At 71.3% G+C, this 20,558-nt stretch carries 13 protein-coding genes; 8 read left to right on the forward strand and 5 right to left on the reverse strand.

The features are described 5' to 3' along the window. Nucleotides 1–25: 25 nt before the first annotated feature. The gene (locus GXP74_RS06155) at nucleotides 26–1,225 is read right to left on the reverse strand and encodes a winged helix-turn-helix domain-containing protein (RefSeq protein WP_182450394.1); all 1,200 of its coding nucleotides are present in this window, start codon (nucleotides 1,223–1,225) and stop codon (nucleotides 26–28) included. Nucleotides 1,226–1,766: 541 nt separating this feature from the next. Here GXP74_RS06155 and pelF point away from each other — a divergent pair. The 5 genes from pelF to secA all read left to right on the forward strand — a co-directional run bounded on the left by pelF (nucleotide 1,767) and on the right by secA (nucleotide 9,365). After that, on the forward strand, nucleotides 1,767–3,245 hold the full coding sequence (gene pelF / locus GXP74_RS06160) for a GT4 family glycosyltransferase PelF (RefSeq protein ID WP_182450395.1): 1,479 nt from the start codon (nucleotides 1,767–1,769) through the stop codon (nucleotides 3,243–3,245). Continuing rightward, nucleotides 3,242–4,675, forward strand: a complete 1,434-nt coding sequence (locus GXP74_RS06165; RefSeq protein WP_182450396.1) for a hypothetical protein — start codon at nucleotides 3,242–3,244, stop codon at nucleotides 4,673–4,675. The genes pelF and GXP74_RS06165 overlap by 4 nt, the downstream gene beginning before the upstream one ends. Nucleotides 4,676–4,751: 76 nt before the next feature. Beyond that, nucleotides 4,752–5,468 (forward strand): spherulation-specific family 4 protein, encoded by a 717-nt coding sequence (locus GXP74_RS06170; RefSeq protein ID WP_225447744.1) that lies wholly within the window; start codon nucleotides 4,752–4,754, stop codon nucleotides 5,466–5,468. A gap of 32 nt (nucleotides 5,469–5,500) precedes the next feature. After that, on the forward strand, nucleotides 5,501–6,340 hold the full coding sequence (locus GXP74_RS06175; RefSeq protein WP_370468536.1) for an endo alpha-1,4 polygalactosaminidase: 840 nt from the start codon (nucleotides 5,501–5,503) through the stop codon (nucleotides 6,338–6,340). Between the two features lie 256 nt (nucleotides 6,341–6,596). Further along, complete coding sequence (gene secA, locus GXP74_RS06180; RefSeq protein ID WP_182450398.1) at nucleotides 6,597–9,365, forward strand: preprotein translocase subunit SecA; 2,769 nt, start codon at nucleotides 6,597–6,599, stop codon at nucleotides 9,363–9,365. Nucleotides 9,366–9,417: 52 nt separating this feature from the next. Here secA and GXP74_RS06185 read toward each other — a convergent pair whose 3' ends face one another. Further along, a complete protein-coding gene (locus GXP74_RS06185; RefSeq protein WP_182450399.1) occupies nucleotides 9,418–9,984 on the reverse strand; it encodes an Rv3235 family protein in 567 nt (188 codons plus the stop codon). A 324-nt stretch (nucleotides 9,985–10,308) separates the two neighbouring features. Between GXP74_RS06185 and GXP74_RS06190 the strand changes: the two genes are divergently transcribed. The 3 genes from GXP74_RS06190 to GXP74_RS06200 all read left to right on the forward strand — a co-directional run bounded on the left by GXP74_RS06190 (nucleotide 10,309) and on the right by GXP74_RS06200 (nucleotide 16,840). Further along, entirely contained in the window at nucleotides 10,309–10,824 is a 516-nt protein-coding gene (locus GXP74_RS06190; RefSeq protein WP_182450400.1) for a hypothetical protein, read from the forward strand. Between the two features lie 50 nt (nucleotides 10,825–10,874). Beyond that, nucleotides 10,875–11,543: an HAD family hydrolase gene (locus GXP74_RS06195; RefSeq protein WP_182450401.1), complete on the forward strand. Its 669-nt coding sequence runs from the start codon at nucleotides 10,875–10,877 to the stop codon at nucleotides 11,541–11,543. A 365-nt stretch (nucleotides 11,544–11,908) separates the two neighbouring features. Beyond that, a complete protein-coding gene (locus GXP74_RS06200; RefSeq protein WP_182450402.1) occupies nucleotides 11,909–16,840 on the forward strand; it encodes an NAD-glutamate dehydrogenase in 4,932 nt (1,643 codons plus the stop codon). Nucleotides 16,841–16,971: 131 nt separating this feature from the next. Here the strand turns inward: GXP74_RS06200 and GXP74_RS06205 are convergent, their stop codons facing one another. From GXP74_RS06205 to GXP74_RS06215, 3 genes are all read right to left on the reverse strand, one after another. Beyond that, the gene (locus GXP74_RS06205; RefSeq protein ID WP_182450403.1) at nucleotides 16,972–18,051 is read right to left on the reverse strand and encodes an ABC transporter ATP-binding protein; all 1,080 of its coding nucleotides are present in this window, start codon (nucleotides 18,049–18,051) and stop codon (nucleotides 16,972–16,974) included. A gap of 148 nt (nucleotides 18,052–18,199) precedes the next feature. Further along, the gene (locus GXP74_RS06210; protein WP_182450404.1) at nucleotides 18,200–19,093 is read right to left on the reverse strand and encodes a carbohydrate ABC transporter permease; all 894 of its coding nucleotides are present in this window, start codon (nucleotides 19,091–19,093) and stop codon (nucleotides 18,200–18,202) included. Further along, nucleotides 19,090–20,505 carry a carbohydrate ABC transporter permease gene (locus tag GXP74_RS06215; protein ID WP_182450405.1) on the reverse strand — a complete coding sequence of 472 codons (1,416 nt, stop codon included), beginning with the start codon at nucleotides 20,503–20,505 and terminating at the stop codon, nucleotides 19,090–19,092. The genes GXP74_RS06210 and GXP74_RS06215 overlap by 4 nt, the downstream gene beginning before the upstream one ends. Nucleotides 20,506–20,558: the final 53 nt, after the last annotated feature.

Consider the following 20,558-nt stretch of genomic DNA (forward strand, 5'->3'; position numbering starts at 1 on the left):
CGCGCGAGGGCGGGCCGGGCTTGGCTCAGCCGCCCGCCAGCAGCCGGTCGAGCACAGGGCGGAGCGATTCGTCGGGCAGGCGCTCGACCCGGACGCTGTCGCAGCCCACCCAGCGGGCGGCCTCGTTCAGCGCGGTCGCGAGCGCGTCCAGCTGCCCGGGCGAGTCGAGCGACACCTGTCGGGCGACGAGGGTCCGGCCCTCGCGAGCCGGATCGACCCGGCCCACCAGTCGGCCGCCGGTCAGCAGCGGCATGGCGAAGTAGCCGTGCACGCGCTTCTCCTTGGGGGTGTAGGCCTCCAGCCGGTGGGTGAGGCCGAAGATCCGCTCGGTCCTGGCGCGGTCCCAGACCAGCGAGTCGAACGGGGACAGCAGGGTGGTGCGGTGGCGTCCGCGGGGCGCGGTCTCCAGCGCCGCCGGGTCGGCCCAGGCGGTGGCGGCGGCGCCGTCCCGCCCCCAGCCCTGGACCCGCACCGGGACCAGTCCGGAGTCCGCCAGCGAGGCGGTGATCTGCTGGGACTTCAGCCGGTGGTAGTCGGCGAGGTCCTTGGCGGTGGCGACGCCGAGAGCCGCGCCGGCCTGCCGCAGCAGCTGCCGCAGGCAGGCCGCGTCGTCGGGCTCGGCGTTCAGCAGTGCGCCCGGCACCGCGCGCTCGGCCAGGTCGTAGACCCGTTTCCAGGAGCGGCGCTCGGCGCAGACGACCTGACCGGTGTCCAGCAGCCACTCCACGGCGATCTTGGTCTCGGACCAGTCCCACCACTCGCCGCCGCGCTTGGCACCGCCGAGTTCGGTGGCGGTGAGCGGGCCGTCCGCGCGCAGCCGGGCCAGGACCTCGGCGCAGGAGCGTTCGGCGTCCTGCATCCGGTGCCAGCGGTGGCCGCGGTCGAGGAAGGCGCGTCGGCGGAAGCCGAACAGCGGCCATTCCTCGATGGGCAGCACGCAGGCGGCATGGGACCAGTACTCGAAGGCGGTGCCGGCGCCCCAGTAGGCGGATTCGACCTCGGTCCGGCCCACCGGCCCGAGCCGGGCATAGGGGACCAGTTCGTGCGAGCGGGCCAGCACCGAGATGGTGTCCAACTGCACCGCGCCCAGATGCCGCAGCACACCGCGTACCCCGGCCCGGCGATCGGGTGCGCCGAGCAGTCCCTGGGCGCGCAGGGCGAGGCGCCGGGCCTCGTCGGCGGTGAGGACGAGGGTCGGCGCGGGGACGGCGGAGTCGGTACTCATGGATGCCACAGTAGGACCGGGCACTGACACATCCGGGGCCGAGGGCCCGTGTCCCATTCGGGCGAATGCAAACACAGTCTGAGACGTCTCACTCGTATGAGTGACATAACCGGTGAAGTCCAGGAAAGGCGCCTGAACTGTCAGCCGGGGCTCCTAGCATCTGACTGCGGGCGCAGGAGTCGCGGGGGCGACAGGGGGAGGGACCGGGGCTGTGTCCCGGAGTGGTGGCGCGCACAGGGTCTGCGGACAGGGCCTGCGGACAGACCCGGTGAGGCATCGGCGAGTTCGGCAACCACCCACACACATGCCAGGTGAGCCAGGAACGGCCGCAGCCGGGGAGCAGTCATGCCCGGACCGGTCCGTGCGCGGGGGAACCGCGTCCGGACGGTCGGGGCCGGGCTTCCTGGAATCGGACGCCGGCGGATAGCCGCAGCAGTCAGTCCAGTCAGCAGCAGCCAGCGATCGCACCGCATCCGGGACGCCAGGTGGGCGGCTCGGCCACGCCATGGCGACTCGCCGAAAGCCGGAGGGGGCACACGCAATGACGAACGGACCTGTCGAGGTCACCTTGCTCACCGAGGGCACCTACCCCTATGTGCACGGCGGGGTGAGCGTCTGGTGCGACCAACTGGTGCAGGGCATGCCGGATGTGCGCTTCCATGTGCTCGGGATCACCGGCAACGGACGCGAGCCGCATGTGTGGGAGCTACCGCCGCAGGTCGCGTCGGTCAGTTCCGCGCCGTTATGGGGCCGCACCCCCGGTGGCGCGGCCCCGCGCGGGCGGGTGCTGCGCCGTTTCCTCGCGGGCTACGAGCGGTTTCTGCTCGCGCTGCTCGACCGCGACTTCGAGCACCACTTCGCCGACGAGCTCTACGAACTGGCCGAGTTCGCACTGACCGGCGGCTCGCTCACGGCCGCCCTGCGCAGCGAGGGGGCGCTGCGCTCGCTCCAGGCCCTGTGGTCCCGCCCGTTCCTGGCCACGCACGCCGCCAGACCCACCCTCCAGGACGCGCTGCAGGCCACCGACCTGCTGGAACACGCGCTGAGACCGCTGGCCCTGCAGCCGCCGAGCCGAGGGGTGGCGCACGCGGTCACCGGCGGCCTCGCGGTGCTGCCGGGGCTGACCGCGCGGCGCTTCCACGGCGTGCCGCTGCTGCTCTCGGAACACGGCATCTACCTGCGCGAGCGCTATCTCAGCTACCGCACCGCCCCCTACCGCTGGCCGGTCAAGGCGCTCATCCTCGGCTTCTTCCGGCTGCTCGCCACCGAGGGCTACCGGGGGGCTGATCTGATCACGCCGTGCAACCGCTACAACCGCCGCTGGGAGGAACGCGGCGGCTGCGACCCGCAACGGATCCGGACCATCTACAACGGGGTCGATCCCGAACTCTTCCCCTTCGCCGGTCCGGAGCCGGAGGCGCCGACGCTCACCTGGGCCGGGCGGATCGACCCGATCAAGGACCTGGAGACCCTGATCCGGGCCTTCGCCCTGGTCCAGGCGGAGCTCCCGGCGGCCAGGCTGCGCCTGTTCGGCGGGGTCCCGGCCGGGGGAGAGGCCTACCGGGAGCAACTGGACCAATTGACGGCGGAGCTGGGCGTCACCGGGCGGGTGACCTTCGAGGGCCGGATCGACACCGTCCGCCACGCCTACGCGGCCGGGAGCGTGGTCATGCTCTCCAGCATCTCCGAGGGTTTCCCGTTCAGCCTGATCGAGGCCATGGCCTGCGGGCGGGCCACGGTCTCCACGGACGTCGGCGGGGTCCGCGAGGCAGTCGGCGACACCGGCCTGGTGGTGCCGCCGCGCGAGCCGGAGACCATGGCGCGGGCCGCCCTCGGCCTGCTCCGTGATCCGGCCCGGCGCACGGCCCTGGGCAGCGCGGCCCGCGAGCGGGTGCTCGCACAGTTCACCGTCGAGCGCACCGTCGCCACCTTCCGCAGCCTCTACCGGGCACTGCTGGACGAGCCCGGGGCCACCAGCGTCTCGGCGATGGAGCCGACCCTGGCGGGGTGCGGCGGATGAGCGCGATCCTGGAACTCCTGCCCGGACTGCGGCTGTCCCCGCTGTCCCCACCGTTGCCCCGGCCGACCACGACCGCTGCCGCCGGGGCAGCGGACGGCACCCTGCCGGACGATCCGGCCCGGGAGGCGGCAGCCCGCTTCGGTGGGATCGCGGCGGCAGCCGTGCACCCCTTCGAGGTGGCTGCGGCCATCGAGGCCGAGGGCGTGACAGACCGTCAAGTCCAGCGCCACTACGGCCGGATGGACGCCTTCGAACTCGCCGAAGAGCTCTACGCGGAGACCCCGAGGGACTATCCCGAGCCGGAGCCGACACCTTCGCCGTGGAGCGCGCCGCTGTCCGCGAGCCTGCTCCGGGGGCTGGTGTACGCGCTGCCCGGGCTGGCCTTCCCGCTGGGCAGACCGATGCTCACCGGCCCGGCCGACCGGGGCGGCCTGCCACACGGGACCATCGCGCTGGCGACCTCGCTGCTGCTGTGCTGGGCCTGGAACCAGGGGCTCGCCCACCGCGCGCACCTGTGGCTCGGGCGTGGCGGGCAGCTCTCGGCCGAACGCTGCCTGCGGCGCGGCGCCATGGCCGGGGCGGTGCTCGGCACCTGCGGCGCGCTGCTCGCGGGGCTGCTCACCGGTCGGCAGATCGACGACGTGCTGATCTTCTGTGTCGGACAGTCGGCCTACATGGGCGCCTCCTGCGTGCTGCTGGTGCTCGGCCGGGAGTCCGAACTGCTCGGCGCGCTCGCTCCGGCCGCACTCGGTGGCGCGGCGGTCCTGCTCGGGTTGCTCCCGGCGATACCCGAGCTCTCGTCGCTGCTGCTGGTTACGCTGCTGCTGGCCCTCGGCCAGGCCGCGCGGGCGCTGCGCGGCTGCCGCGACGGGAGCGAAGCCGAGGTCGATGATCCCCTGCCCCCGCTGTACGGATCGCTGCCGCACGGGCTGTTCGGGCTGGCGACAGCGCTGCTCACGCTGGGGACGGCACTGCGAGGCAAGCATGTCGAGGTGGCGCCGATGGTCGCGCTGACCCTGAGCATGGGCCCCGCCGAGTGGCTGCTCTACGGTTACCGCAGTCGTATCCACCACGCGCTGCGGACGGCGGCGAGCGCCCGGGCGTTCGCCCTGCGCTCGGTCCACTCGCTGCTCGTGGGGCTGGGCAGCTACCTGGGGATACTCGCGGCGCTGGGGGCTGTGCTCGGGATCGCCCTGGCCGGGCTCCCGTTCGGGCCGCAGCTCACCGGGCTGCTGCTGTTGGGGGCGGCGGTCTGGACCGCGCTGCTGCTCCAGGCGCTCGGATCGGCCTGGCTCGCGGCCGGGATCTGCGCCCCGGCGGCCGTCGCGACGCTGGCCGGGGTCGGCATGACGACGGTGGGCGGGGTGGCGGCGGCAGTACTGCTGCTCGTCGCCTGCGGCACCCTCGGGCGGGTGACCGTGCACCGTTGAGATGACAGGAGGAACCGCAGCTGGACGATCAAGTGACATAGCGTCAGAGAGTGTCAGGAAAAGTGGAGTTGAGCACGTGGAGTTGACGGAGGACGGCGACGCCGCCGGAGCCGTCGGCGGGCGGCTGTTCGTCCCGCTGTACGCCTACCCCGGGACCGAGCCCGAGCTCTGGGCGCAGGTGGTGGCGAACGCCGGGGCGTTGTGCGGGCTGGTCCTCAATCCGCACAGCGGGCCGGGGGGCGCCGTGGAGCCGGAGTTCGCGGCGGCGGCCGAACGGCTGCGCACGGCCGGAGTGCCGCTGTACGGCTATGTGGACACCGGCTACGGCCGTCGGCAGCACCGGGAGGTGGTCGCGGACGTCGAGCGGCACCGGGACTGGTACGACGTGGACGGGGTCTTCTTCGACCAGGTCGGGTCCGCCCCGGAGCTGTTGCCGCACTACCGGCGGCTGGCGGTCGCGGCGCGCTCGCTGGACGCGTCGCGGGTGGCGTTCAACCCCGGGGTCCACCCGCACCCCGGGTTCGCCGAGGTGGCGGACCTGCTGATCACCTTCGAAGGGAGCTGGGAGCAGTACCGGGAACTGCGGGTGCCGGAGTGGACGGCGGGCTTCCCGGCGCGGCGCTTCGGGCATCTGGTGCACGGGACACCGGTCGGCCGATGCGCGGCGGTGTCGGACATGGCACGGCGGCGCCATGCGGCGGTCAGCTATGCCACTCCGGGCAGCGGGCCCAACCCCTGGGGTGTGCTGATGCCGGAGTTGTGCCGTACTCGGCAGATCTCGGGGCAGTGTTGAGTGTTCAGGGGTGGCCGCGCCGAGCCGCGCGGGTGCTCGACCGGTCCGGCCGGGCGGCGCTGCCGCGTGTCCTGCTGGCCTGTGTCCTGCTGCTGGCGGCGACCGCCTGCGGCGGCGGTACGAGCGGTGCCGCCCCCGGCCGCACCGCCTCGGCTGCCGGGGCCGGTGCGTGGGCTGGGTGGCGGCCGGCGGTGGGAACCAGCTGGCAGTGGCAGCTCAGCGGGCCGCTGGACACCCGGGTCGACGCCGCTGTCTACGACGTCGACGGCTTCACCACCAGCACCGCCCAGGTCGCCGCCCTGCACGCCGAGGGGCGGAAGGTGGTCTGCTACATCAGCGTGGGCGCGTACGAGGACTTCCGCCCCGACCGGCAGCGCTTTCCGGCGGTACTGCTGGGCGGGTCCGACGGCTGGCCGGGGGAACGCTGGCTGGACATCCGGCGGCTCGACCTGCTGGAGCCGATCATCGCGGCGCGGTTCGCCATGTGCCGGAGCAAGGGCTTCGACGGGGTCGAGCCGGACAACGTCGACGGCTACGCCAATGCCACCGGATTTCCGTTGACCGCCGCCGACCAGCTCGCCTTCAACCGGATGGTGGCCCGGCTCGCGCACCAGCGGGGCCTGGCCGTGGCGCTGAAGAACGACCTCGACCAGGTGCCGCAGCTGGTCGGGGACTTCGATTTCGCCGTCGACGAACAGTGTGCGGAATACCAGGAGTGCGACGAACTGGTGCCCTTCATCGCGGCCGGAAAGGCCGTATTGGAAGCCGAGTACAACCTCCCCCGCCCGGCTTTCTGCGGTGCCGCCCGGCGGCTGCGGTTCAGTGCGATGCTCAAGCATCTCTCACTCGACGCCTGGCGTCAGGCATGCTGAGGGGGAGACCCGGTCGGCGTGCCCCCGGAGCGGCCGTGCGAGGCGGCTGTTCTGTGCCGTCGGGGAGAATTCTCATGTCCGATTTGTACAAAGGTGACGGTACTGACCACCCCACTCGCAAGGGTGATGCCAATGGTTAGTGTTGACAGGCCTCCCGGCCCGCTCGCTTCCTCGCATACGATGGCGACGCGGTGGTGTGTCTCCATCGCCACTGCACCGATCGCCCAGTGCCAGCCCAGGCAAGGAGCCAGCCCACGTGTCCGTCTTCGACAAGGTCCTGCGCGTAGGCGAAGGAAAGATCCTTCGTAAGCTGAACCGCATTGCCGCCCAGGTCAACTCAATCGAAGAGGACTTCGTCAATCTGACGGACGAGCAGCTGCGCGCGCTCACCGACGAGTACCGGGAGCGCCTCGCGGACGGTGAGTCCCTGGACGACATCCTCCCCGAGGCTTTCGCGACCGTTCGCGAGGCAGCGAAGCGCACGCTCGGCCAGCGTCACTACGACGTCCAGATCATGGGCGGCGCGGCCCTGCATCACGGGTACGTCGCCGAGATGCGCACCGGTGAGGGCAAGACCCTCGTCGGCACGCTCCCCGCGTACCTGAACGCCCTGTCCGGCAAGGGCGTGCACCTGATCACGGTCAACGACTACCTGGCCGAGCGCGACTCGGAGTGGATGGGCCGGGTGCACCGCTTCCTCGGCCTTGAGGTCGGCGTGATCCTCGCCAACATGAGCCCGGCCGAGCGGCGCAAGCAGTACTCCTGCGACATCACCTACGGCACCAACAACGAGTTCGGCTTCGACTACCTGCGCGACAACATGGCCTGGTCGCAGGAGGAGCTGGTGCAGCGCGGGCACAACTTCGCGATCGTGGACGAGGTCGACTCGATCCTGATCGACGAGGCCCGTACGCCGTTGATCATCTCCGGTCCGGCGGACCAGGCCACCAAGTGGTACGGCGACTTCGCCAAGCTGGTCAAGCGGCTGAAGATCGACGTCGACTACGAGGTGGACGAGAAGAAGCGCACCGTCGGCGTGCTGGAGTCGGGGGTCACCCGGGTCGAGGACTACCTGGGCATCGACAACCTCTACGAGTCGGCGAACACCCCGCTTGTGGGCTTCCTGAACAACGCCATCAAGGCGAAGGAGCTCTACAAGAAGGACAAGGACTACGTCGTGATGGAGGGCGAGGTCCTCATCGTCGACGAGCACACCGGCCGCATCCTGGCCGGGCGCCGCTACAACGAGGGCATGCACCAGGCGATCGAGGCGAAGGAGGGGGTGGAGGTCCAGAACGAGAACCAGACCCTGGCCACCATCACCCTGCAGAACTTCTTCCGCCTGTACGACAAGCTCTCCGGGATGACCGGTACCGCGCAGACCGAGGCGGCGGAGTTCCACCAGATCTACAAGCTCGGCGTGGTGCCGATCCCGACCAACCGGGTGCCCGCGCGAGTCGACCAGCCGGACCTGATCTACAAGTCCGAGCCCGCCAAGTTCGCGGCCGTGGTCGAGGACATCGCCGAGAAGCACGAGAAGGGCCAGCCGATCCTGGTCGGCACGGTCAGCGTCGAGAAGTCCGAGTACCTGGCGCAGGAGCTGCGCAAGCGCGGCATCCAGCACGAGGTGCTGAACGCCAAGCACCACGAGCGCGAAGCGCAGGTCGTCGCCCAGGCCGGGCGTAAGGGCGCGGTCACCGTCGCCACCAACATGGCCGGTCGAGGCACCGACATCATGCTCGGCGGCAACCCGGAGCACCTGGCCTCGGCCGAGCTCGCGCAGCGCGGCCTGTCCCCGGTGGACACCCCGGAGGAGTACGAGGCCGCCTGGCCGGAGGCGCTGGAGAAGGCCAAGACCGCGGTCAAGGCCGAGCAGGAGGAGGTCCAGGCGCTGGGCGGCCTCTACGTCCTCGGCACCGAACGGCACGAGTCCCGCCGCATCGACAACCAGCTGCGCGGCCGTTCCGGCCGTCAGGGCGACCCGGGCGAGTCCCGCTTCTACCTGTCGCTGGGTGACGACCTGATGCGCCTGTTCAAGGCCGGGATGGTCGAGCGGGTGCTGTCGATGGCGAACGTCCCGGAGGACGTCCCGATCGAGTCCAAGATGGTGACCCGCGCCATCGCCTCCGCGCAGACCCAGGTCGAGCAGCAGAACTTCGAGATCCGCAAGAACGTCCTCAAGTACGACGAGGTGCTGAACCGCCAGCGCGAGGTCATCTACGGCGAGCGCCGCCGGGTGCTTGAGGGTGAGGATCTGCGCGAGCAGATCGACCACTTCATGGACGACACGGTCGACGCCTATGTCAAGAACGCCACGGCAGAAGGCTTCGCCGAGGAGTGGGACTTCGACAAGCTGTGGACCGCGCTGGGCCAGCTCTACCCGATCAGCGTGACCGTGGAGGAGCTGGAGGAGGAGAACGGCGACCGCGCCGGGATCACCGCCGACCTGCTGGCCGAGGCCGTCAAGGAGGACCTGCACGCCAAGTACGTCGAGCGCGAGCAGCAGCTCGGCGAGCCGGTGATGCGGGAGCTGGAGCGGCGGGTCGTGCTCTCGGTGCTGGACCGCCGCTGGCGCGAGCACCTCTACGAGATGGACTACCTCCAGGAGGGCATCGGCATGCGGGCGCTGGCCCAGCGTGACCCCCTGGTCGAGTACCAGCGCGAGGGCTTCGACATGTTCTCGGCGATGATGGAGGGCATCAAGGAGGAGTCCGTCGGCTACCTGTTCAACCTGGAGGTCCAGGTCGAGCAGCAGGTCGAGGACGTCCCGGTGGCCTCGGTCGAGGCCGTGGACCTGGACAAGCCCGCCGACGCGGTCGAGGGCGCGGCCCGCCCGGAGATCCGCGCCAAGGGCCTGGAGGCCCCGGCCCGCCCGGACCGGCTGCACTACACGGCCCCGTCGGTGGACGGCGAGGGCGGCGTGATCGAGGGCGACTTCCTCAACGACGAGGCCGACGAGGACGAGGTCACGGAGACCCGCGCGGACCGCCGCAAGAGCGCGAAGGGCCGTCGCCGCAAGAAGTAGTCGCCGCGAGCAGGCGCGGCGAAGGCCGCACCAACGGCAGTGACATGGCGGTTCACCACCTGGTTTCCAGGGCGGTGAACCGCCATGTGCCGTTCGGGTGGCGCGGGGCGCGGCGCCACTCCAGCCGGAACGCCAGCATCTCCAGCCGCTCGCCGATCCGGACCGACGCGGTCACCTCCAGCACCCCCGGCGCCGGGGAGTCGTCGAAGACCTTCCAGAGCACCGGCTGCGAGCCGTTCGGGCCGAGCAGGCAGCGGCGCTGGACGAGGGTCCGCACGTCGTCGTGCACCGCCTCGGTGGCGAGCGCGGTCAGCTGTTCGCAGACCCGGTGCCCGCTGAGGACCTCCAGCAGCCGCTGGGCGTAGCGGCCGGCCAGCAGGTTGTCGCCGGTCCGGGTCGGCGTCGGGTCGCGGTGCCGCAGGCGGCCCCCGCCCACCCCGTGCACCCGCCCCAGCCTGACCGCGCCCGGGGACGGCAGCTGCGCCGGTGCCGGTACGGCGGCCGGGACCTGCCCCGGGACCTGCCCCGGTGCTTGGTCCGCCGCCGGGACCTGCGTCGGGTTCGGGTGCGGGTGCGGGTGCAGGCGTCGGACGGTCGGCTGGAGTTCGGTCTCGATCATGGTGGCAACCCCCTGTCGTCGAAGCGGTGCGCTGTGTGAGCACAGTGGTACCGGCTGCCACTGACAGCGACAAGAAGCGCCCGGCCCGCCGAGGTCACCCTGCGAAGTTCACTTATCCGAGTGAAAAAGGGCATATGACCTGCGGAAACGCGCGAAGCGCGGGGCTCTGGGCGTTCACTGCGCGCGATCGGGAGCCATCCGATCGGTGACTCCCCGGAGCCGTTCGGGTGATCTGCTGCCCTCGGGAGCGGGACGCCTATGCTGGGCGCAGGAGCCCAGGCTCCGGACCCCAGGCCAGCCCACCCGACCACCCGGAGCGCCCCGATGCGCGTGTACGTGCCGACCACCCTGAACGCCCTCGCGCTGGCGCACGCCGAGGGGCCCCTCGGCGTGGCCCCGCTGCGCGCCTACGCGGTCACCCCCGCCCTGCGGGAGTGGTATCTCAGCGACGACATCGAGGAGTTGGAGTACGCCGCGCTGGTACGCGCGGCCCAGTCCTCGCTGCGGCTGCTCGCCGAGGACGCCAAGGCCCCGCGCCGCCGGGTGGTGGTCGCCCTGGACGTGCCGGACCGCGCGGTCCAGCTGCGGGTGGACGCCGAGCACGAGCACTCGGCCGAGCTCGGCGCGGTGACGCTGACCGAGCCGCTGCTGCTGGCCAAGGCCGCCGCGGTGCACGCCGACGCGGACGAGGCCGGGGTGCGCGAGGACGTCGCCGCCGCGGCCGAGGCGGTGGCCGCCGCCGACGGCGGGGACGAGGACGCCCGCTTCACCGTGGACGGCGCCGAGGACCACGAACTGCTCTGGTACGCGGTCCAGGAGATCCCCGGGCTGTTGTCCTGATCGCACCCCTGGCGCCGCCGCTTGTCAGTGGCACCGGATAGCGTCCGAGCATGCGTGCACACATCGTCTGGGACTGGAACGGCACCCTCTTCGACGACATCGACGCGGTCGTCGCGGCCAGCAACGCGGCGTTCGCCGAGCTCGGCCTCGGCCCGCTCACGGTGGAGCAGTACCGGGAGACCTACCGGGTCCCCGTCATCGACTTCTACGAGCTGCGGATCGGCCGCAGGCCCGCTCCGGACGAGTGGGAGCAGATGGACGCGTGCTTCCACCTGCACTACACCGCCCGGCGGGACAGCTGCGCGCTGACGGTCGGGGCGGAGGGACTGCTCGCGCAGTGGCCCGGCGGCGGCGACCGCTCGCAGTCGCTGCTGTCCATGTACGGGCACGACGAACTCGTTCCGTTCGTGCGCCGGCTCGGTCTGGAGCGGCACTTCCTCCGGATCGACGGCCGCGACGGCACCTCGGGTGTCTCCGGCAAGGCCGAGTACCTGGTCCGGCACCTTGAGGCGCTGGCCGGGGAGGGGGTCGTCCCGGCCGCCACCGTGGTGATCGGCGACGCGCTGGACGACGCCCGGGCCGCCGCGCACGCCGGGGCGCACGCGGTGCTGTTCGCGGGCGGATCGCACACCCGCCGGGAGTTGGAGCGGTTCGGGGTGCCGGTGGCCGACACCCTGGCCGAGGCCGTCGGCTATGCCCAGCGGTTGATAGCGGACTGAGCCGGGTTCGGCCCCGCCCCGGCTGACCCGGCGTCAGCAGCGTCAGTGGCGTCGGCGCCGGCCGGTCGGCGCCCGCGTCGACCCCTACCACCAGCGCGTCCTCGGTACCACCGGACGCACAGGCTCCACATGGACAACTCGTACACAGGGGACCAAAGATCCTGACGCACTGCTCCGATCCGGCCCCTGACAGTGCCCCATACCCCCGTTAGGCTCGGCCTGAAACCTCGTCGATGCGTGGGATTCGCCGGTTCATTCGCTTCCGTTACCGGACATGCGGGAGGATACGGACAGTCTCGGCGGTTCCAGGCAGCAGACGAACACCACCGAGTCACGCAACGGCGCGCGACAGGAGCCAGATAACCATGCAGACCCAGCTGGACGCAGCGAAGGCCGACCTGCTCAGCAAGGCCGCTCAGGGGGAGGCGCTCGGCGAGGGGGCCCTGGCCTCCTATCTCAAGCACTACTACCTGCACACAGCCCCCGAGGACCTGCTCGACCGCGACCCGGCCGACGTCTACGGCGCGGCGGCCTCCCACTACGCACTCGCGCTGAACCGCCCGCAGGGCACCGCCGTGGTCCGGGTGCACACGCCGACCCTGGAAGAGGACGGCTGGTCCTGCGGCCACACCGTGGTCGAGGTCGTCACCGACGACATGCCCTTCCTGGTGGACTCCGTCACCAACGAGCTGACCCGCCTCGGACGCGCCATCCACGTGGTGGTCCACCCGCAGCTGCTGGTCCGCCGTGACATCACCGGCAAGCTGCTGGAGATTCTGGACGCCGACCCGCGCAGCGCCGAGAAGCCCCAGGACGCCCTGCTGGAGTCCTGGATGCACATCGAGATCGACCGGGCGACCGGGCGCGAGGAGCTCACCGCCATCGAGGCCGACCTGCGCCGGGTCCTGGTGGACGTGCGCGAGGTGGTCGAGGACTGGACCAAGATGCGTGACGGCGCGCTGCGCCTCGCCGACGAGCTGCACGCCGCGCCCCCGGCCGAGCTGCCGGGCTCCGAGGTGGAGGAGGCGCAGGAGCTGCTGCGCTGGCTCGCCGACGACCACTTCACCTTCCTCGGCTACCGCGAGTACAACCTGGTCCGCTCCGAGGACGGCGAGGACCTGCTGCGGGCCGTTCCCGGCACCGGCCTCGGGGTGCTGCGCTCCGACCCGCGCGCGGACGCGCACGCCGGTGACACCATGGCCTCCGCCTCCTTCGGTCGCCTGGCCGCCCCGGCCCGGGCCAAGGCCCGCGAGAAGCGGCTGCTGGTGCTGACCAAGGCCAACAGCCGGTCCACCGTGCACCGCCCCTCGTACCTGGACTACGTCGGCGTCAAGAAGTTCGACGCCGAGGGCAACGTCATCGGCGAGCGCCGCTTCCTCGGACTGCTGACCGCCGCCGCGTACACCGAGTCGGTCACCCGGATCCCGGTGGTGCGGGTCAAGGTCGCCCAGGTCGTGGCCGACTCCGGCTTCACCCCGGAGAGCCACGACGCCCGCGACCTGGTGCAGATCCTGGCGACCTACCCCCGGGACGAGCTCTTCCAGACCCCCGCCGACCAGCTGCTGTCGGTCGCGCTGAACGTGCTGTACCTCCAGGAGCGGCGCAAGCTGCGGCTGTTCCTGCGCCAGGACGAGTACGGCCGCTACTTCTCCGCGCTGGTCTACCTGCCGCGCGACCGCTACACCACCGGTGTCCGGCTCCGGCTGATGGACCTGCTGATGCAGGAGCTCGGCGGCAGCGCCATCGAGTACACCGCCTGGAACACCGAGTCGGTGCTCGCCCGGCTGCACTTCCTGGTCCGGGTCCCGGCCGGGAACGAGCTGCCGATGCTCACCGACACCGACGTGGAGCGGCTGGAGGCCAAGCTCGCCGAGGCCGCCCGCTCCTGGGCCGACAACTTCAACGAGGAGCTGGCCCTCGACTACAGCGAGGAGGAGGCCGCCGTGGCCTCCCGCCGCTACGCGGGCGCCTTCCCCGACGGCTACCGCGCCGACTTCGGCCCGGTCCAGGCGGTCGCCGACATGCGCCGACTGGAGTCGCTCACCGGCCCCACCGACTTCCGACTGAACCTGTACCACGTCGACGGCGCGCCCGCCGACGAGAACCGGTTCAAGATCTACTGGGTGGGCGGCTCGGTCTCGCTGAGCGAGGTCCTGCCGGTGCTCCAGCGGCTCGGCGTGGAGGTCCTCGACGAGCACCCGTACGAGCTGCGCCGCGGTGACGGCTCCGTCGCCTGGGTGTACGACTTCGGTCTGCGGATGCGCGACGACAACGCCGAGAGCATCACCGACGACCTCCGCGAGCGCTTCCACGAGGCCTTCGCCGCCACCTGGACCGGCAAGGCCGAGAACGACGGCTTCAACTCGCTGATCCTGCGCGCCGGTCTGAGCTGGCGGCAGGCCGTGGTGCTGCGCTCCTACGCCAAGTACCTGCGCCAGGCCGGGTCCACCTTCTCCCAGGACTACGTGGAGGACGCGCTCACCAACAACGTCCACGCCACCCGGCTGCTGGTGAACCTGTTCGAGGCGCGGCTGTCCCCGGCCCACCGGCAGGGCTCGGACGAGCTCACCGAGGGCATCGTGGAGGAGCTGGACGGCGCGCTCGACCAGGTGGTCAGCCTGGACGAGGACCGCATCCTGCGCTCCTTCCTGTCGCTGATCAAGGCCACCCTGCGGACCAACTTCTTCCAGCGCGACCCGCAGACCGGCGAGCCGCACTCCTACGTGTCGATGAAGTTCGACCCGCAGGCCATCCCGGACCTCCCCGCGCCGCGCCCGGCGTACGAGATCTGGGTCTACTCGCCGCAGGTCGAGGGCGTGCACCTGCGCTTCGGCAAGGTCGCCCGCGGTGGCCTGCGCTGGTCCGACCGCCGCGAGGACTTCCGGACCGAGGTGCTGGGCCTGGTCAAGGCGCAGATGGTGAAGAACACCGTGATCGTGCCGGTCGGCTCCAAGGGCGGCTTCGTCGCCAAGCAGCTGCCCGACCCGGGGGTGGACCGCGCCGCCTGGCTGGCCGAGGGCATCTCGTCCTACAAGACCTTCATCTGCGGTCTGCTGGACATCACCGACAACCTCATCCCCGGCGGCGGCGTGATCCCGCCGAAGGACGTGGTCCGGCACGACGGCGACGACACCTACCTGGTGGTCGCCGCCGACAAGGGCACGGCCACCTTCTCCGACATCGCCAACGAGGTCGCCCAGTCGTACGGCTTCTGGCTCGGCGACGCCTTCGCCTCCGGCGGCTCCGCCGGATACGACCACAAGGGCATGGGCATCACCGCCAAGGGCGCCTGGGAGTCCGTCAAGCGGCACTTCCGCGAGCTCGGCCACGACACCCAGACGGAGGACTTCACCGTCGTCGGCATCGGCGACATGTCCGGTGACGTGTTCGGCAACGGGATGCTGCTCAGCGAGCACATCCGGCTGGTCGCGGCGTTCGACCACCGGCACATCTTCATCGACCCCGCCCCGGACGCGGCGAGCTCCTTCGCCGAGCGCAGGCGGCTGTTCGACCTGCCGCGCAGCTCCTGGGAGGACTACGACAAGGCGCTGATCTCGGCGGGCGGCGGGATCTTCCCGCGCTCCGCGAAGTCCATCAACATCACCGCGCAGATGCGCGGGGTGCTCGGGCTCGACGCCGGGGTCTCCCGGCTGACCCCGGCCGAACTGATGCGGACGATCCTGCTCGCGCCGGTCGACCTGCTGTGGAACGGCGGCATCGGCACCTACGTCAAGGCCACGGCGGAGAACAACGCCGAGGTCGGCGACAAGGCCAACGACGCGATCCGGGTCAACGGCGCCGACCTGCGGGTCAAGGTCCTCGGCGAGGGCGGCAACCTGGGCGCGACCCAGCTCGGCCGGATCGAGTTCGCCACCAGCGGCGGCCCGGTCGGTCCGGACGGCGAGCGCACCGGCGGCGCGGTCAACACCGACGCCATCGACAACTCGGCCGGGGTGGACACCTCGGACCACGAGGTCAACATCAAGATCCTGCTCAACCGGGTCGTCGGCGACGGCGAGATGACGGTCGAGCAGCGCAACGCCCTGCTCGCGGAGATGACCGACGACATCGGCGAGCACGTGCTGCGCAACAACTACGCGCAGAACGTGGCGCTGGCCAATGCCTGCGCCCAGGCACCGAGCATGCTCAACGTCCACGCCCGGATGATGCGCAAGCTGGTCGCCGACGGCCACCTCAACCGGGCGCTGGAGTTCCTGCCGAGCGGCGCGCAGCTGCGCGAGCGGGCGGCGGCGGGCCGGGGGCTGACCCAGCCGGAGATGGCGGTGCTGCTCGCCTACACCAAGATCACCCTCTCCGACGAGATCCTGGCGTCCGACCTGCCCGACGACCCGTACCTGCGCGGCAAGCTGCACCGGTACTTCCCGGAGCAGTTGCAGCAGCGCTTCGGCGCGCAGATCGACGCCCACGCGCTGCACCGCGAGATCATCACCACCGTGCTGGTCAACGAGACCATCAACCGGGGCGGTTGCACCTTCGCCTTCCGGCTGAAGGAGGAGACCGGCGCGACGTACGAGGAGATCGTGCGCTCGCACACCGCGGCCCGGGCGATCTTCGACCTCAAGGGCATGTGGGCCGCGATCGAGGGTCTGGACAACGCCGTTCCGGCCGCGCTGCAGACCCGGATGCGGCTGCACAGCCGCCGTCTGGTCGAGCGCGCCACCCGCTGGCTGCTCAACAACCGCCGTCAGCCGCTGGACATCGCCGGGACCATCGAGGTGTTCCGCGAGCGCTGCAACCAGGTCTGGGACATGCTTCCGGACGTGCTGCGCGGCGCCGACCGCGAGTGGTTCGACGGCGTGTACGCGGAGCTGGCCTCGGCCGGGGTGCCGGTCCAACTGGCGGTGCGGATGGCCGGGTTGTCCTCGGTCTTCCCGACGCTGGACATCGTCGAGGTCGCCGACCGCACCGAGCAGGACGTGCGGGCCGTCGCCGAGGTGTACTACGACCTGGGCGACCGGCTGCAGATCACCGACCTGCTGGACCGCATCATCGAGCTGCCGCGGCAGGACCGCTGGCAGTCGATGGCGCGCGCGGCGATCCGCGAGGACCTGTTCGCGGCGCACGCCGTGCTCACCATGGACCTGCTCGGCCACGGCGGTCCCGGGGCGGACCCGGTGCGGCGGTTCGAGGCCTGGGCCGAGGACAACGCGACGCTGGTCAACCGGGCCAAGGCCACGCTCGACGACATAAGGGGTGCGGAGTCCTTCGACCTGGCGAACCTCAGCGTCGCCATGCGGGTGATCCGCACCCTGCTGCGGACCGGATCGATGCGCTGACCGCGTAGTCCGCGCCGGATGCGCCGGGCACACCGGGCATATCGGGCACACCGTTGGGCCGCTCCCGCTCCCGGGGGTGGCCCAACGGCTTCAGCGCCGGGGCTGGTTCAGCGGAACTCCCCGGAAGGTACTCAGGGCAGGCGGCGGCCGGTCGCCGCGTCGAACAGGTGGACCCGGTCCAGGTCGGCGCCGACCACGAAGCTCTCGCCGAGCAGCGGCACCGGACCGCTGGTCCGCCGGATCACCAGGTCGGCGGTCCCGCCCGGGACCTCGGTCCTGGCGTGCACCAGGTACTCCCGCCCGGAGTCCTTGACCAGCACCGCGGTCGCCCGGATGCCGCCCGCGCCGTGGCCGATCAGCAGGTCGTCCGGGCGCAGTCCGACCAGGATCCGGTCGCTGCTGAGCGCCGCGAGCCGGTCCGGTCCGACCGGCAGCAGCAGGTCACCGATCCGCGCGCGGCCGTCGCTGACCACCGCCGGGACCAGGTTCATCGGCGGTGAGCCGACGAACTCGGCGACCGCGACCGTGCCCGGCTCCTCGAACACCTGGTGCGGGGTGCCGACCTGGTGCAGCACGCCCCGGTCCAGCACCGCGATCCGGTCGGCTATCGCCCAGGCGTCGGTGGAACTGCAGGTGGCGTAGAGCAGGGTGATCCCGGCCTCCCGTTGCAGCGAGGCGATCGGAGCGCGGTCGCGGGGCAGCAGCGGCACCGAGGTCCCGGCCATGGGCTCGTCCAGGCAGATCACCCGGGGCCGGGGGGCCATCGCCCGGGCCATGATCGCGCGCTGCCGCAGGCCGACCGGCAGTGCCTCGGGCCGGGCGCCGAGGTGCTGGTCCAGGCCGCACAGTTCGGCCAGTTGGGCCACCCGGCTGCTGACCGCCCGGGCCGAGGCGCGGCGCATGGTGAGCGGGAAGGCGATGTTCTCGGCCACGGTCAGGTGCGGGATCAGCGAGAAGCCCTGGGCCAGCAGGGAGACCCCGCGCTTGTCCGGGGCGACCCGGGCCAGATCCTGGCCGTCGATCAGGATCCGGCCCCGGTTCAGTGGTTCGAGTCCGGCCAGCATCCGCAGCAGGGTGGACTTGCCGCTGCCGGAGGGGCCGCTGAGCACCATCAGCTCGCCGTCGCGGACGTCGAGGCGGACGTCGGTGACGGCGGGTCGCCAACTGCCCCGGAACACGCGGGTGGCATCGATGAACCGAATCTCGGCCACCTGCGCGCTCCTCCTGGCTGCTGGCGTCCTGTCCCGGCCGGGCCGCCGCGGGCCCCGGCCGGCGTCCCCCGACCGGCGTCCCCCGTGCGTCAAGTATGGCTGATTGCCTGGCCGGATCCGCCTGGTGGGATCCGGCCGGGCGGGTGCCTCAGCCCTTCATCGATCCGGCCATCAGTCCCTGGACGAAGTAGCGCTGGAAGGAGAAGAACACGATCAGCGGGATCACCAGCGACAGGAAGGCGCCGGGCGCCAGGATGTCGATGTTGCTGCCGAACTGCCGCATCTGTCCCTGCAGTTCCACGGTGAGCGGCTGGGTGCTGGTGTCCGAGAAGACCAGCGCGACCAGCATGTCGTTCCAGACCCAGAGGAACTGGAAGATCGCCAGCGAGGCGATGGCGGGCATCCCCAGCGGGACCACCACCTTGCGGAAGATCACCCACTCGGTGCCGCCCTCCATCCGCGCGGCCTCCAGCAGCTCCCGCGGGATGCCCGCGAAGAAGTTGCGCAGCAGGAAGATCGCGAACGGCAGCCCGAAGCCGATGTGGAACAGCACCACCCCGGGGATCGAGCCGAACAGGTGGGTGTACTTGTACATCTTCGCCACCGGGATCAGCGCCACCTGGACCGGGACCACCAGCAGCCCGATCACCGCGACGAACAGCCAGTCCCGGCCGCGGAAGTCGATCCAGGCGAAGGCGTAGGCGGCGAGCGAGGCCAGCACCACCACCCCGACCGTGGCCGGTACGGTGATCAGCACGGTGTTCCACAGCGACTGCATCATGCCCTGGTCGTGGAACAGGTTGACGTAGTCGCTCAGGGTCAGCTGCGAGGGGTGGGTGAACGCGGTCCACCAGCCGCTGCCGCTGATGTCGACCGGGGTGCGCAGCGAGGAGACGAACAGGCCCAGGGTGGGGACCAGCCAGAGCACGCCGACCAGCAGCAGTAAGGCCTGGACCACCCCGCCGGCCAGCCGCGAGGCCAGCCGGGCGGCCAGCGGCGGGCGCCCGTCGCCGGTGGGCTTGGCGACTCGGAGCAGGCTCATGATTCCCGCCGTTCTCTGCGGATCCGCCGGATGTTGACGTACATCGCCGGGAGCACCAGCAGGTAGAGGAAGACGCCGATGGCGCTGCCGAGGCCCTGGTTCTGGGCGCCGCCGAAGGAGACGCTCCACATCTGCACCGCCAGCACGTTGGCGGTGGACAGGGTGGAGCCCGGGGCGATGATGTAGACCAGGTCGAAGATCTTCAGCACGTTGATGGCCAGGGTCACCAGCACCACCAGCAGCACCGGCGCCAGCAGCGGGATGGTGATCTTCCGGAAGATCTGGAAGTCGGAGGCGCCGTCCACCTTCGCCGCCTCCTGGAGCTCCCGGGGGATCCCGCTCAGCCCGGCGGCGATCAGCACCATGGCGAAGCCCGCCCAGATCCACAGGTAGGCGACGATGATCGACGGGGTGACCAGGTCCGGGCCGAGCCAGGAGAGACCGGCGTAGGGCTGGCTGAAGTCCGAGGCGGGCAGCGCCAGGTGGTAGGCGGTGCCGGGGCTGAGCCCGCGCAGGGCGAAGGTGCCGTCGGTCCCGGCGGTGGCGTGGGCGACCACGGTGCGGCCGTCCAGCGCGTCCACGGTGATGCCGGGGGTGCCCTTCTTGCCCGGGTCGATCCGCCCGGGGGTGCCGCCCCCGCCGTAGACCAGGTCGAGCCAGACGGTGCCGGTGATCTCACCCGGGACGGGTTTCGCGGCGACGGCCTGGGCGGCGGCCTTGGGCAGCTTCAGCACCGAGTAGCCGGTGAGCGGGACGGTGACCGTGGAACCGGCGGTGTAGCTGCCGGGGCTGGTGTATCCGGCCTGCTCGGAGCGGTAGCCGAGGGTGTCCCTGGGCTGGGCGTCGGGGTAGTGGGAGGCGGGGGCGAAGGCGTCGTGCACGCCGACCACGACCGCGTTGGCGACGCCGATGTTCGGGTCCGCCTGGTAGACCAGCTCGAAGATCACTCCGGCGGCCAGGAAGGAGATGGCCATCGGCATGAAGATCACGATCTTGAACGCGGTCGCCCACTTCACCCGCTCCGACAGCACCGCGAACACCAGACCCAGGGCGCAGGCCAGGGTCGGCGCGGTGACCAGCCAGATCACGTTGTTCTTGAGCGCGGTCAGGGTGGCCGGGTCGGTGAAGATGGAGACGTAGTTGTGCAGGCCGACGAAGCTGCTGCCGTCGGCGTTGCGCAGGCTCAGCCAGATCGAGAACAGGATCGGCCAGCCGATGATCGCCAGCAGGATCAGCACCGCCGGGGTGAGGAAGCCGAACCGGACCCGCAGCGGGATGTGCAGTGCGCCCTGGCTGCTGGGGTGGTGCGGGCGGCCTCGTCGGTGGCGGGCGACGGGCGCGGACTGTCCCCCGGGGAGCGGCGGGTCTGGTGACTCGCCGGACCCCGGGGCCGCGGCTGCGGGGGTTTCCATGGGTGTCAGAGCCTCCGGCTGTAGGTGCCTGGCGGGGTGGTCGGCGCGGGGGC

This window comes from Streptacidiphilus sp. P02-A3a (genome assembly GCF_014084105.1).
Taxonomy (GTDB): domain Bacteria; phylum Actinomycetota; class Actinomycetes; order Streptomycetales; family Streptomycetaceae; genus Streptacidiphilus.

Coding starts and splice junctions, on each gene's coding strand:
- GXP74_RS06155 (WP_182450394.1), bottom strand. CDS start 1,225: ATGAGTACCGACTCCGCCGTCCCCGCGCCGACCCTCGTCCTCACCGCC.
- pelF (WP_182450395.1), top strand. CDS start 1,767: ATGACGAACGGACCTGTCGAGGTCACCTTGCTCACCGAGGGCACCTAC.
- GXP74_RS06165 (WP_182450396.1), top strand. CDS start 3,242: ATGAGCGCGATCCTGGAACTCCTGCCCGGACTGCGGCTGTCCCCGCTG.
- GXP74_RS06185 (WP_182450399.1), bottom strand. CDS start 9,984: ATGATCGAGACCGAACTCCAGCCGACCGTCCGACGCCTGCACCCGCAC.
- GXP74_RS06190 (WP_182450400.1), top strand. CDS start 10,309: ATGCGCGTGTACGTGCCGACCACCCTGAACGCCCTCGCGCTGGCGCAC.
- GXP74_RS06195 (WP_182450401.1), top strand. CDS start 10,875: ATGCGTGCACACATCGTCTGGGACTGGAACGGCACCCTCTTCGACGAC.
- GXP74_RS06200 (WP_182450402.1), top strand. CDS start 11,909: ATGCAGACCCAGCTGGACGCAGCGAAGGCCGACCTGCTCAGCAAGGCC.
- GXP74_RS06210 (WP_182450404.1), bottom strand. CDS start 19,093: ATGAGCCTGCTCCGAGTCGCCAAGCCCACCGGCGACGGGCGCCCGCCG.
- GXP74_RS06215 (WP_182450405.1), bottom strand. CDS start 20,505: ATGGAAACCCCCGCAGCCGCGGCCCCGGGGTCCGGCGAGTCACCAGAC.